Annotated in this window: 12 protein-coding genes; 2 read left to right on the top strand and 10 right to left on the bottom strand. The window is 71.9% G+C overall.

All coding sequences use genetic code 11. The annotated features are described in order from the left end of the window. Positions 1-187: 187 nt before the first annotated feature. The 10 genes from ruvB to pgsA all read right to left on the bottom strand — a co-directional run bounded on the left by ruvB (position 188) and on the right by pgsA (position 8772). Complete coding sequence (gene ruvB / locus LCH29_RS09525) at positions 188-1291, bottom strand: Holliday junction branch migration DNA helicase RuvB (RefSeq protein WP_446461240.1); 1104 nt, start codon at positions 1289-1291, stop codon at positions 188-190. A 67-nt stretch (positions 1292-1358) separates the two neighbouring features. Next, positions 1359-1979: a Holliday junction branch migration protein RuvA gene (gene ruvA, locus LCH29_RS09520; protein WP_123107901.1), complete on the bottom strand. Its 621-nt coding sequence runs from the start codon at positions 1977-1979 to the stop codon at positions 1359-1361. Continuing rightward, positions 1976-2545, bottom strand: coding sequence for a crossover junction endodeoxyribonuclease RuvC (ruvC, locus tag LCH29_RS09515; RefSeq protein WP_446461239.1), 570 nt, complete (start codon positions 2543-2545; stop codon positions 1976-1978). Before ruvC ends, ruvA begins: the two co-directional genes overlap by 4 nt. 180 nt (positions 2546-2725) lie before the next feature. Beyond that, positions 2726-3478, bottom strand: coding sequence for a YebC/PmpR family DNA-binding transcriptional regulator (locus LCH29_RS09510; RefSeq protein ID WP_123107899.1), 753 nt, complete (start codon positions 3476-3478; stop codon positions 2726-2728). Between the two features lie 104 nt (positions 3479-3582). Continuing rightward, complete coding sequence (pdxT, locus tag LCH29_RS09505; RefSeq protein WP_446461238.1) at positions 3583-4182, bottom strand: pyridoxal 5'-phosphate synthase glutaminase subunit PdxT; 600 nt, start codon at positions 4180-4182, stop codon at positions 3583-3585. Positions 4183-4274: 92 nt separating this feature from the next. Further along, entirely contained in the window at positions 4275-5207 is a 933-nt protein-coding gene (pdxS, locus tag LCH29_RS09500; RefSeq protein ID WP_009713658.1) for a pyridoxal 5'-phosphate synthase lyase subunit PdxS, read from the bottom strand. Between the two features lie 185 nt (positions 5208-5392). Then, positions 5393-5935 carry a hypothetical protein gene (locus LCH29_RS09495; protein ID WP_009713659.1) on the bottom strand — a complete coding sequence of 181 codons (543 nt, stop codon included), beginning with the start codon at positions 5933-5935 and terminating at the stop codon, positions 5393-5395. A gap of 43 nt (positions 5936-5978) precedes the next feature. Then, positions 5979-7139: a glycosyltransferase family 4 protein gene (locus tag LCH29_RS09490; RefSeq protein WP_446461237.1), complete on the bottom strand. Its 1161-nt coding sequence runs from the start codon at positions 7137-7139 to the stop codon at positions 5979-5981. After that, positions 7136-8107, bottom strand: a complete 972-nt coding sequence (locus tag LCH29_RS09485) for a phosphatidylinositol mannoside acyltransferase (protein ID WP_446461236.1) — start codon at positions 8105-8107, stop codon at positions 7136-7138. Before LCH29_RS09485 ends, LCH29_RS09490 begins: the two co-directional genes overlap by 4 nt. Then, positions 8104-8772, bottom strand: coding sequence for a phosphatidylinositol phosphate synthase (pgsA, locus tag LCH29_RS09480; protein ID WP_123107894.1), 669 nt, complete (start codon positions 8770-8772; stop codon positions 8104-8106). Before pgsA ends, LCH29_RS09485 begins: the two co-directional genes overlap by 4 nt. Positions 8773-8977: 205 nt before the next feature. On the opposite strand from pgsA, the gene LCH29_RS09475 reads away from it, so the two are divergent. Together LCH29_RS09475 and LCH29_RS09470 are read left to right on the top strand one after the other, a co-directional pair. Continuing rightward, entirely contained in the window at positions 8978-11188 is a 2211-nt protein-coding gene (locus LCH29_RS09475) for an elongation factor G-like protein EF-G2 (RefSeq protein ID WP_446461235.1), read from the top strand. A 172-nt stretch (positions 11189-11360) separates the two neighbouring features. Continuing rightward, positions 11361-13016 (top strand): hypothetical protein, encoded by a 1656-nt coding sequence (locus LCH29_RS09470; protein WP_446461234.1) that lies wholly within the window; start codon positions 11361-11363, stop codon positions 13014-13016. Positions 13017-13054: the final 38 nt, after the last annotated feature.

The following is a 13054-nucleotide window of genomic DNA, read 5'->3' as shown; positions in this document are numbered from 1 at the left end:
ACGACCGCTGGGGCGCGGCCTGGTCTACGGGGGTGGGTATGCCGTACGGAGTAGCGTCCGGCATACGGACGGCATCGGCGGAGTCTAAGCGAGCCCGCACCTATGGAACAACGCCCGGCGTGGCACCCGGGTTCCTGACCCCGCCATTATTCGCTCTTCACGCCACAAAGCCGGAGAATACGCGCCTTCACGCCTCGAACAGGCCGCTCTGGCCGCCCCCGGTGCCGCGCTGCGGTGGGGTGAGGCCCAGGTGCTCCCAGGCCGCGGGGGTCCCGATCCGGCCCCGGGGCGTACGGGCCAGCAGGCCCTCGCGCACCAGGAACGGCTCGGCGACCTCCTCCACCGTCTCACGCTCCTCCCCCACCGCGACCGCCAGGGTCGACAGGCCCACCGGGCCGCCGCCGAACAGCTTGAGCAGGGCGCTGAGCACCGCCCGGTCCAGCCGGTCGAGGCCCCGGCCGTCCACGTCGTAGACCGCCAGGGCGCTCGCGGCGATCTCCCGGGTGATGACGCCGTCCGCCTTGACCTGGGCGTAGTCCCGCACCCGGCGCAGCAGCCGGTTGGCGATACGGGGCGTGCCGCGGGAGCGCCCGGCGATCTCGGCCGCGCCCTCGGGCTCCATGGTCACCTCCAGGAGCCGGGCGGAGCGGTGGATCACGCGCTCCAGCTCGGCGGGGGCGTAGAACTCCATGTGGCCGGTGAAGCCGAAGCGGTCGCGCAGCGGGGGCGGCAGCAGCCCGGCCCGGGTGGTCGCGCCGACCAGGGTGAACGGCGGCAGCTCCAGCGGGATGGCGGTGGCCCCGGGGCCCTTGCCGACGATGACGTCGACGCGGAAGTCCTCCATCGCCATGTACAGCATCTCCTCGGCGGGCCGGGACATGCGGTGGATCTCGTCCAGGAACAGCACCTCGCCCTCGGTGAGCGAGGAGAGGATCGCCGCGAGGTCGCCCGCGTGCTGGATGGCCGGTCCTGAGGTGATGCGGATCGGGGCGCCCATCTCGGCCGCGATGATCATCGACAGGGTGGTCTTGCCGAGCCCGGGCGCACCGGAGAGCAGCACGTGGTCGGCGGTGCCGCCGCGCTGCCGGGCGGCCTTGAGGACCAGGTCCAGCTGCTCACGGACCCGCTCCTGGCCGACGAACTCCCCCAGGTCCTTGGGGCGGAGGGCGGCCTCCACCGCCTGGTCGTCCCCGTCGGCGTCGGCGCCCACCAGCCGACTGCCCGCGCCGCCGGGGAGGGCGCCGGACAGGGCGTCGTCGGCGTCGGCCGGTGCGGTCTCGTCCCAGTTCACTGCGTTTCGCCTCGCGAGATCTCATCGAGCGGTCCGGCCGGGCGCGGCACTGCGCCCCGGCGGCCGGTCAGCGGGTGCGGTTCAGGGTCTGGAGGGCGGCCCGCAACAGCTGCGCCACCTGCGGCGCGCCGCCCTCGGCCAGGGCCGCCTCGGCCTGCGGGGTGACGGCGGACACCGCCTCGTCGGCCTCCCGGGGGGCGTAGCCGAGGCCGACCAGGGCGGTGTGCAGCTGATCGCTCCAGCCCGCGGCCGCGGGCGGGCGGGCGGCGGGCACCGTGGTGCCGACCGGCTCGCCGAGCCGGTCCTTCAGCTCCAGCAGCAGCTTCTGCGCCCCCTTCTTGCCGATGCCGGGGACGGCGGTGAGCGCCTTCTCGTCACCGGTGGAGACGGCGAGCCGCAGCGCGTCCGGCGCGTGCACGGCCAACATGGCCTGGGCGAGCCGGGGGCCGACCCCGCTGGCGGTCTGGAGCAGCTCGAAGACCTGGCGCTCGTCGTCGTCCGCGAAGCCGTAGAGCGTGAGGGAGTCCTCGCGGACCACGAGCGAGGTGGCGAGCCGGGCCGCCTCGCCGACCCGCAGCCCGGACAGGGTGCCCGGGGTGCACTGGAGCGCCATCCCGACACCGCCGACCTCGATGACGGCGGTGTTCGGGGCGAGGGCCGCGACCGGACCGGAGACGAACGCGATCATGTAATACGGCCTTTCGTGGAGCGGGGGGCTCGCGGAGAGCGCGGGGCACGCGAGGTGCGGTGGGCGGCGACGGCCTGCTGGAGCCGGTTGGTCGCGGGGGCACGCCAGATGTGGCAGATGGCGAGCGCCAGGGCGTCGGCGGCGTCGGCCGGTTTGGGCGGGGCGTCCAGCCGCAGCAGCCGGGTGACCATCGCGCCGACCTGCGCCTTCTCGGCGCGCCCCGAGCCGGTGACGGCCGCCTTGACCTCGCTGGGGGTGTGCAGCGCGACCGGCAGCCCGCGGCGCGCCGCGCAGAGCATGGCCACGGCGCTGGCCTGCGCGGTGCCCATCACCGTCTGCACGTTGTGCTGGCTGAACACCCGCTCCACCGCGACGCATTCGGGCTGGTGCGTGTCCAGCCACTCCTCGATGCCGCGCTCGACGAGGACGAGGCGGTCGCCGATCCCGGCGTCCGCCGGGGTCCGTATGACGCCGACGCCCACCATCCGCAGCGGGCGGCCCGCGACCCCGTCGACCACGCCGATGCCGCACCGGGTCAGCCCCGGGTCCACACCGAGCACCCGCACCGCGCCCCTCCCCTCATCGCGCTTCGGTCATCTGTTCCTGCATCTGTGCCCGCAGGCTAGCGGCTGCCACCGACAACGCCGTCCGACAACGCCGACGGGCCGGTGGGGTGTGTCCCCGCCGACCCGCCCGCCATGCGTGTGCTGATGCGCCCTCAGGCGATGTGTCTCAGGCGATGTGTCTCAGGCGTCGACCTTGGCCATGACGTCGTCGGAGACGTCGAAGTTGGCGAAGACGTTCTGCACGTCGTCGCTGTCCTCGAGCGCGTCGATCAGCTTGAAGATCTTGCGCGCGCCCTCCTCCTCCAACTCCACCTGCATGGTGGGCACGAAGTTGGTGTCGGCCGAGTCGTAGTCGATGCCCTCCTGCTGGAGCGCGGTGCGGACCGCGACCAGGTCGGTGGCCTCGCTGAGGACCTCGAAGGACTCGCCGAGGTCGTTGACCTCCTCGGCGCCCGCGTCGAGCACCGCGGCCAGCACGTCGTCCTCGCTCAGCTCACCCTTGGGGACGATGACGACGCCCTTGCGGTTGAACAGGTAGGCCACGGAGCCCGGGTCGGCCATCGAGCCGCCGTTGCGGGTCATGGCCACGCGGACGTCGGAGGCGGCGCGGTTGCGGTTGTCGGTCAGGCACTCGATGAGCACCGCGACACCGTTGGGGCCGTAGCCCTCGTACATGATCGTCTCGTACTCGGCGCCGCCCGCCTCGAGACCGGCACCGCGCTTGACCGCGCTGTCGATGTTCTTGTTGGGAACCGACTGCTTCTTGGCCTTCTGGATGGCGTCGAAGAGCGTCGGGTTGCCCTCGATGTCGGCACCGCCCATCCGGGCCGCAACCTCGATGTTCTTGATCAGCTTCGCGAAGAGCTTGCCGCGCTTGGCATCGATCACGGCCTTCTTGTGCTTCGTCGTAGCCCATTTAGAGTGGCCGGACATCCGCCTGTCTCCTTCGCGTTACCCAATGCTGTACGAACGCCTGCGATCCTACCGGGATCGCCGCTCAGCGTGCGGTCCCCGCCCTCCCGCCCCCCAACGGAGCGCTACGCGCGCTGAACCATCTCCACGAACAGGGCGTGCACCCGGTGGTCGCCGGTCAGCTCCGGGTGGAACGACGTCGCGAGGACATTGCCCTGCCGGACCGCGACCGCGTGATCGCCGTACGTCGCCAGCACCTCGGCGCCGGCCCCCACCGACTCGACCCACGGCGCGCGGATGAAGACGCCCTCCACCGGGCCGCCGTCGATGCCCTTGATGTCGACCGCGGCCTCGAAGGACTCGTTCTGGCGGCCGAAGGCGTTGCGGCGCACGATCATGTCGATGCCGCCCAGGGTCTCCTGGTCGTCCCGGCCGTCGATGATCTTCTCCGCGACCATGATCATACCGGCGCAGGTGCCGTACACCGGCAGGCCCGCCCGGATGCGCTCGCGCAGCGGCTCCAGCAGCCCGAAGATCACCGCGAGCTTGGACATGGTGGTGGACTCGCCGCCGGGGATCACCAGGCCCTCGACCTCGGCCAGTTCCTCGGGGCGGCGCACCGGCCGGGCGTGGGCGCCGACCTCGGCGAGCGCGGCCAGGTGCTCACGGACGTCGCCCTGGAGGGCGAGCACGCCGACGAGGGGGGTTTCGGACGTCTCGGACACGGTTCGGGGACCTCTCGAATGTCAGGGGGATACGCGTCGGTGGACGGCCCGCGGGCGGCGCGGGCCGTCCACCGGACGCGTCGATGCGGTGGTTACCAGCCGCGGTTGGCGTACCGCTCGGCCTCGGGGAGGGTGTCGCAGTTGATGCCGACCATGGCCTCGCCCAGGTCGCGGGACGCGTCCGCGATCACCTTCGGGTCGTCGTAGAAGGTGGTCGCCTTCACGATCGCCGCGGCGCGCTTCGCCGGGTCGCCGGACTTGAAGATGCCCGAGCCCACGAAGACGCCCTCCGCGCCGAGCTGACGCATCAGCGCGGCGTCGGCCGGGGTGGCGACACCACCGGCGGAGAACAGCACGACCGGCAGCTTGCCGGTCTGCGCGATCTCCGCGACCAGCTCGTACGGGGCGCGCAGCTCCTTGGCCGCGGCGTACAGCTCGTGGTTGTCCAGGCCGCGCAGCCGGGCGATCTCGCCCTTGATCTGGCGGAGGTGACGGACCGCCTCGACGACGTTGCCGGTGCCGGCCTCGCCCTTGGAACGGATCATCGCCGCGCCCTCGGCGATCCGGCGCAGTGCCTCGCCCAGGTTGGTGGCACCGCACACGAACGGGGTGGTGAAGGACCACTTGTCGCTGTGGTTGACCTCGTCGGCCGGGGTCAGCACCTCGGACTCGTCGATGTAGTCGACGCCCAGGGACTGGAGCACCTGCGCCTCGACGAAGTGGCCGATCCGGGACTTCGCCATGACCGGGATGGAGACCGCGCTGATGATGCCGTCGATCATGTCCGGGTCGGACATCCGGGCCACGCCGCCGTCCTTGCGGATGTCGGCCGGAACCCGCTCCAGCGCCATGACCGCGACGGCACCGGCGTCCTCGGCGATCTTGGCTTCCTCCGGCGTGACGACGTCCATGATCACGCCGCCCTTGAGCTGCTCGGCCATGCCGCGCTTGACGCGGGCGGTGCCGGTCGCGGGAGCCGCCGGATTCTCTGCGGACGGGGACGTGCTGGCGGACGTGGTGGACACGGTTTGACCTCACTCGATAGTGAAAAGTGCGATGAACCCATCGTAGGGCCGTTCGATACCTGTTCATGACCCGGCCATCCGGCTCGGGTCATGGACGTGTGTGGTACACGCATCAACCAAACCCGCTCGGGGCGGACCCCGGCAAGGGCCAATCGAAGGCCGGTGGCTCTACGCCCTCTGAGGGGTCAGTGCGCCGCGCGTGCCACCAGGGCCGCCGGAGGCTCGTCGTCCATCTCGAACGCCAGCGGGAACGGGGCATGGCCCGCCAGCCGGAACCAGCGCACCTTGCGGTGGCGGCGCAGCGCCCGCGCCGCCCGCACCGCGTCGTTGTGGAACCGCCGCGCCATCGGCACCCGGCGCACCGCCTCCGCCAGCTCCTCCAGCGCCGCCTCACCGCCCGGCGCCTCCCGCACCGCCTCGACCTGCGCGGGCTCCTCGAAGACGGCCCGCAGCGCCTGGCTCAGCTCGCTCTCGGCGACCTCGCGGTGCTCCTCCTCGGCCTGCCGGGCTGCGTGCGCGGCCTGGTAGAGCACCATCGACGAGGCGGGGTCGAGCACTCCGGCGGTGCCCAGCTCCTGGGTGATGGAAGCGCGGCGCAGCAGCTGCGCGTCCAACGCCGCCCGCGCCGCGTCCAGACGGCTGTGCAGCCGGTCCAGACGCCCCGCGGTCCAGCTCAGATAGACGGCGACGACGACCAGCGCGACCGCGACCCAGATCAGTGTGCTCACGCCGCGCCACGCTACCGCTTACCGCCGCCGGGGCCCGCGCCAGCTAGTCCCGGGTCAGGCCCAGCCGGGTCAGGAGGCCGACGCGGTCGTCGGCGTCGACCGAGGACGTACCGTCCGTCACCGTCTCGTAGACCGCCAGGACGTCCGCCCCCACGGTCGACCAGTCGAAGCGCCGCACATGGCGGCTGCCCCGCTCCCGCAGCTCGGCGAGCCGGTCCGGGTCGCCCAGCAGCCGTACCGCGGCGGCCGCCAGCGCGTCCGCGTCCTCGTTGGCGAACAGCTCACCGGCCGCTCCCCCGTCCAGGACCTGCGCGAAGGCGTCCAGGTCGCTCGCGAGGACCGGGGCGCCCGCCGACATGGCCTCGACCAGGATGATGCCGAAGCTCTCGCCGCCCGTGTTGGGCGCGATGTACACGTCCACGCTGCGCAGGAAGCGCGCCTTGTCCTCGTCGCTGACCATCCCCAGGAACTCGACCCGGTCCCGCAGCTGCTCCGGCAGGCCCGCGACCGCCTCCTTCTCGTCGCCGCGCCCGGCGACCAGCAGCCGGGTCCGGGGGCGCTCGGCGAGGATCTTCGGCAGGGCGCGCATCAGCACCGGCAGCCCCTTGCGGGGCTCGTCGATGCGGCCGATGAACCCGATCGTGTCACCCTGCCACTCCTCCTTCGGCTCGGCGTCGGCGAAGAAGCCCACGTCGACGCCGTTGGGGATGACGACGGCGTCGCCGCCCAGGTGCTCGACCAGGGTCCGCCGCGCGTACTCGCTGACCGCGATCCGCGCGCTGATCTTCTCCAGCGCGGGCTGGAGGATCGGATACGCGGCGATCATGGCCCGTGAGCGGGGGTTGGAGGTGTGGAAGGTGGCCACGATCGGCCCCTGCGCCGCCCAGCAGGCGAGCAGCCCGAGGGAGGGCGAGGTGGGCTCGTGGATGTGGATGACGTCGAACGCGCCGTCGTGCAGCCAGCGCCGCACCCGGGCGGCGGACAGGAAGCCGAAGTTGAGCCGGGCGACGGATCCGTTGTACGGCACCGGGACCGCGCGCCCCGCGGAGACGACGTAGGGCGGCAGCGGCGTCTCGTCGTCCGCGGGGGCGAGGACGGAGACCTCGTGGCCGCGCCGGGTGAGGTGCTCCGCCAGGTCACGGATGTGGAACTGCACTCCGCCCGGGACGTCCCAGGAGTAGGGGCAGACGATCCCGATCCTCACGCCTTCTCCCCTCCGGGACCCGGATCCCGGTCTCCGGAACCTTGATCCCGGCCTGCGGAACCCCGGCCCGGGCCTCCGGGGCCCTGATCAAGGTCGGCGAGCCACAGCCGCTGGAGCATGTGCCAGTCCTCCGGGTGTTCGGCGATCCCCTCGGCGAAGGCGTCGGCGATCTGCTGGGCCATGACGGCGGTCTGCTCCTGCCGGGTGCCGCTCTCCGGCACCTCCACGGGCGGGTACACCCTCCCCCGCATGACCGGGGACTCGTCGTACCAGAGCGTGACCGGCAGCAGCAGCGCGCCGGTCTGCGCCGCGAGCCGCGCCGGGCCCGCGGGCATCTTCGTGGTCTCGCCGAAGAACGACACCTCCACGCCGGAGGCGGACAGGTCCCGGTCGGCCACCAGGCAGACCAGCCCGCCCGCCCGCAGCCGCCGCGCCAGCGTCCCGAAAGCGCTGGCGCCCTCGTGCGGCAGCACCTCCATGCCCAGCCCCTCGCGGTAGGCGACGAAGCGGTCGTACAGCGACTCCGGCTTCAGCCGCTCCGCGACCGTGGTGAACGGCACCTCCAGCTTGGTGGTGACCCAGGCCCCGGCGAGGTCGTAGTTGCCCATGTGGGGCAGGGCGAGGACCACCCCGCGGCCACTGGCAAGACCGTCGACCAGATAGTGCGCGTCCTTGATCTCCACGCCACCGCGGATGCGCTCCGCGCTCCACGTCGGGAGCCGGAAGGACTCCATCCAGTAGCGCATGTACGACCGCATGCCCGCCCGGGACAGCTCGGCCAGCCGCCGCGGCGAGGCCTCGGGGACGACGCGCGCGAGATTGGCCTCCAGCCGCCGCACGCCCTTGCCGCGCCGCTTCCACGCCTGGTCGGCGATGCGCTGCCCCAGCGCCACGGCGACCGGCTCGGGGAGCTTCTTGACCGTGCTCCAGCCGAGCCCGTAGAGCGCGTCGGTCAGCCTGTCCTTCACCGCGTTTCGCCCCCCTGGGGCACCGCGCGCTCCGTGGCGTCCGCCTCGGCGGCCTCCCGGCGCACGGTGACCACGCGCTGTACGAGGGTCACGGCACTGCCGACGGCGACGATCCACAGCGCGATCGGAAGCAGGATCTCGATGTGCGGAACGCCGAACATGTGCAGGCCGGAGAGGCCGCAGGCGACCAGTGAGATCACCAGCCGCTCGGCGCGCTCCACCAGCCCGTTGACGTTCACCGGCAGCCCGATGCTCTCGCCGCGCGCCTTGGTGTACGAGACCACCTGGCCACTGGTGAGACAGAAGATCGTCACCGCACACAACACATTGTCGTCGCCCCCGCCCGCGTACCACAACGCCAGACCGCCGAAAATCGCCCCGTCGGCGACCCGGTCCAGCGTCGAGTCCAGGAACGCGCCCCAGCGGCTGGAGCGGCCCAGCTGCCGCGCCATATTGCCGTCGATCAGGTCCGAGAAGACGAAGAGCGTGATGACGACGGTGCCCCAGAAGAATTCGCCCCGGGGGTAGAAGACCAGCGCCCCCGCGATCACACCACCGGTTCCGGTGAGCGTCACCGCGTCCGGGCTGACGCCGAGGCGGATGAGCAGGGCGGCGAACGGTGTGAGAACACGCGTGAAGAAAGCACGCGCGTACTTGTTCAGCATGGCCTTCCCGGTGGTCGATACGGGCCGGATGGCCAAGAGGCCACCGGCGGGCCCATCGTAGCCAGGCGCCACCGGGCCGCCGCGCACCTGTCGGACCGCTCCCACGCCCCTCCCGCGGGATGCCCGGATGTGCGACGTATGGACGCACCGTGACCTCGGTGGAAAGCTCGAAGTATCGCAAGGTGTCGACCTGGAGGCGAGACACATGGGCGAGAAGACGAACACACACCCAGGGGCCGCCGGAAGGGCAGCGGCGGCCGACCGGCCCAGCTCCCTGCGGAATGTGGTGCTGGTCGGCCACAGCGGGTCCGGGAAGACGACGCTGGTGGAGGCCCTCGCGCTGGCGACCGGCGCGATCAACCGGGCCGGTCGGGTCGAGGACGGCGGCTGTCTCTCCGACTACGACGAGATCGAGCACCGGCAGCAGCGCTCGGTGCAGCTGTCCCTGGTCCCCGTCGAATGGGGCGGGATCAAGATCAATCTCCTCGATACCCCAGGTTATGCCGACTTCGTCGGGGAATTGAGGGCCGGTCTGCGGGCAGCGGATGCGGCCCTCTTCGTCGTTTCGGCGGCCCAGGACGCCGTCGGCATAGCGGGCGCCACCCGCATGGTGTGGGAGGAGTGCGCGGCGGTCGGGATGCCGCGCGCCATCGTGATCACGCACCTGGAGGCGGCCCGCGCCAGCTTCGAGGAAATGACCGAGATCTGTCGCCGGACCTTCGGCGGCGACGACCCCGACGCCGTCCTGCCGCTGTACCTGCCGCTGCGCGGCGAACCGGCGCCGGACGGGCACGCCCCGGTGACCGGGCTGATCGGCCTGCTCTCCCAGCAGGTCTACGACTACTCCTCGGGCGTACGGACCGAGACCCCGCCCACCGACGGCCAGGTCCCGATGGTGGCGGAGGCCCGCGACCGGCTCATCGAGGGGATCATCGCCGAGAGCGAGGACGAGACCCTCATGGACCGCTATCTGGGCGGCGAGGAGATCGACGTCAAGACGCTGATCGACGACCTGGAGAAGGCCGTCGCCCGCGGCAGCTTCCACCCCGTGCTGGCCGCCGCGCCCGCCGCGGGCGGCTCCCGGCAGGGCCTGGGCACCACCGAGCTGCTGGAGCTGATCACCCGCGGCTTCCCGACCCCGCTGGAGCGCGAGGCACCCGCGGTCACCACCCCGCAGGGCGCCGCCTGCCCGGCGCTGACCTGCGACCCGGACGGCCCGCTGGCCGCCGAGGTCGTCAAGACCTCCTCCGATCCGTACGTCGGCCGGATCTCGCTGGTCCGGGTCTTCTCCGGGACACTGCGCCCGGACGAGACGGTGCATGTCTCGGGGCACGGCCTGGAGGACCGCGGCCACGAGGACCATGACGTCGACGAGCGGGTGGGCGCCCTGTCCACGCCGTTCGGCAAGCAGCAGCGCATGCTGTCCCAGGCCATCGCGGGCGATCTGGCGTGCGTCGCCAAACTGACCCGCGCCGAGACCGGGGACACGCTTTCGGCCAAGGACCGGCCGCTGCTGATGGAGCCCTGGCAGATGCCCGACCCGCTGTTGCCCGTCGCCATCGAGGCACACAGCAAGGCGGACGAGGACAAGCTGTCGCTGGGCCTGTCACGGCTGGTGGCCGAGGACCCGACGATGCGGCTGGAGCAGAACCCGGACACCCACCAGGTGGTGCTGTGGTGCCTGGGCGAGGCCCATATGGACGTCGCGCTGGAGCGGCTGCGCGCCCGGTACGGCGTACAGGTGGACGCGGTGCCGTACAGGGTCGCGCTGCGCGAGACGTTCGGCGGCAAGGCCGCCGGGCGCGGGCGGCACGTCAAGCAGTCCGGCGGGCACGGCCAGTACGCGATCTGCGAGATCGAGGTGGAGCCGCTGCCGGGCGGCTCGGGCATCGAGTTCGTGGACAAGGTCGTCGGCGGCGCGGTGCCCCGGCAGTTCATCCCGTCCGTCGAGAAGGGCGTACGGGCCCAGGCGGCGCGCGGCGTCTCCACCGGAAACCCGCTGGTCGACGTGCGGATCACGCTGCTCGACGGCAAGGCGCACTCGGTGGACTCCTCCGACGCCGCGTTCCAGACGGCGGGTGCGCTCGCGCTGCGCGAGGCGGCCGCCGACTGCTCGATCGAGCTGCTGGAGCCGGTGGTCAAGGTCGGCGTCCTGATCTCCGACGACTATGTCGGCGCCGTCATGAGCGACCTGTCCGGGCGGCGCGGCCGGGTCGTCGGCACCGAACAGGCGGGCGGCGGCCGAACCCTGATCCAGGCGGAGGTCCCGGAGATCGAGATCGGCCGGTACGCGGTCGACCTGCGGTCGCTGTCGCACGGCACCGGGCGGTTCAGCCGCTCCTACGCCCGGCACGAGCCGATGCCGCCGCAGGTGGCCGAGCGGGTGCGCGGCGAACGGGCCGGGGCCGGGACGTAGTCGAGAGGGCCGCCGTACGCCGCCCGCCCAACTCGGTCGGGGCGGGCGGCGGTCCGCCCGCGCCCGTGAACGGGGAAGTTATCCACAGGCCACGACGCCCTGGCGACAGGCGGTACGCACCCCCTATACGCTGAGGTCGCAGCGCAAGCAGCGTGCGGTATTGGGGGCGTTGGTGACGGACGGATTCGATTTCAGTCCCGGGGCACAGGTGCCCCTGTCCGGGTCTGCGGGAGAGACGGCGGCGACACAGGCGCTCGCCTCCGCCGCCTATCGTGACGACCCGGTGGCGAAGCTGCTGGAGGCCAACTCCGAGTGGACGGTCTCGGAGGTGAAGGCGCCCAAGATCTCGCTGTTCGAGCCGAACCTGGGCGAGGCGTTCTCGCGCGCCGTGCAGCTGCGCATGCTCGGCGGCGGCCGCAACCAGGTGATCCAGTCCTTCGGCACCGAGCCCCAGACGATCGTCGAGCACTGCCTGGCCGCCAACCGGATCCGCAAGGTCCGGGACGCCCGCCTCACCGTCGTCATGGTGATCTTCGGGCTGCTGTTCCTCCCCGGGGCGCTGCTGTGGCTCGGCGCCTTCCAGCTGCGCCGCTCGGTGGCCGGTGCCCAGGACAAGCGGATGGGAGCGCTGGGTACCGCTCTGATGCTGGCGCTCGGCATCTTCGTCCTCATCTTCCTGATCAAGCTGCCGTTCAACGGCTTCTGGGGCATATATCTGCGGGGCGTGGTGGTCGCGCCGGTGATCGGCTGGTTCATCGCCAAGCAGATCTGCGAGCGCACCGCCAAGGAGCTGCGGGACTACTGGGGCGGGCTGGTCTCGGGGACCGGGGTCGGCGCCAAGGTGCCCGAGACCGTGCCCAACCACCCGGGCCAGACCTCCGCCGAGGTGCTGCGCAAGTCCCTGCACAAGCTCACCGCCGAGCAGTACAGCAACGTGGTCTTCTACGCCGGCGCCAAGGGCATACTCGGCATGGGCACCCGCTGGGGCAGCTGGCAGCTCGCCGAGGACCTGGTGTCGGCCGACCCCGACAAGGAGATCGACCCCTTCCGCAGCTGGGACGTCATACGGGCGATCCACGACCAGCTGCGCCTGCTGGAGCGCACCCCGCTGCACACCGGTGGCTTCACCACCCCGCCCCAGGTGCGCCACTGGGTGGTCTCCGCCGTCCCCGAGGGCGCCAAGTCGGTGGAGCGCGGTGGCACTTCCGAGGAGGAAGGCTTCCAGATAAAGGGCGTCGAGCTCCAGCGGATCTGCGATCAGCAGCAGTTCGACTCCGGTGACCGGCACTACCTGGGCGTGCAGTTCGTGCTGTGGGACGGCCAGTTGGTGATCACGCTCATGATCACGGTGACGCTGCTGCACAAGACGATGCGGATCGAGGTCACCGGGCACGCCCTGGGTCCGGTGCACCCGCTGTTCTTCGGCAAGCCGTCGGCGCCCTCGAAGACGGTCCCCAAGACCTTCCGGTTCTGGGAGACCAAGTCGGTTCCGCTGCCGCTCGTGAAGCCCCAGGAGGTGGTGCGGCTCGCCGCGCGCGCCCCCTTCACCTGGTACCCGCCGATCCTCGACCACCTCGGCGGCAAGCTCGTGCTGCCGGAGCCGTTCGGGCTGCGCCATGCCTGGGCCGACAAGCCCTGGCGGCACCGCTTCATGGCGGACGACGCGCTGCGGACGGCGGCCCCCGTGCTGCGGGTCGTCCACGAGGCGGCGATCGGCGTGCTCAAGCACCACGGTGTGGACACCGAGCGCTTCGGCAGCCGCTCGCTGGCCCTCAGCGGCCAGGTCCAGGACGCCTCCCCGAAGAAGGCCGACCTGTACGACGCGTAAGGCGACGCGCAAGGCCATGGGCCCGGCGGCGGTGCCGC

It is taken from the genome of Streptomyces sp. BRA346 (assembly GCF_052851135.1).
This window is presented reverse-complemented; position numbering and strand designations above follow the sequence as displayed.

Excerpts from the sequence above, each read along its gene's own strand:
- LCH29_RS09475 (WP_446461235.1), top strand. The coding sequence starts at position 8,978 with ATGGGCGAGAAGACGAACACACACCCAGGGGCCGCCGGAAGGGCAGCG.
- LCH29_RS09510 (WP_123107899.1), bottom strand. The coding sequence starts at position 3,478 with ATGTCCGGCCACTCTAAATGGGCTACGACGAAGCACAAGAAGGCCGTG.
- pgsA (WP_123107894.1), bottom strand. The coding sequence starts at position 8,772 with ATGCTGAACAAGTACGCGCGTGCTTTCTTCACGCGTGTTCTCACACCG.
- ruvA (WP_123107901.1), bottom strand. The coding sequence starts at position 1,979 with ATGATCGCGTTCGTCTCCGGTCCGGTCGCGGCCCTCGCCCCGAACACC.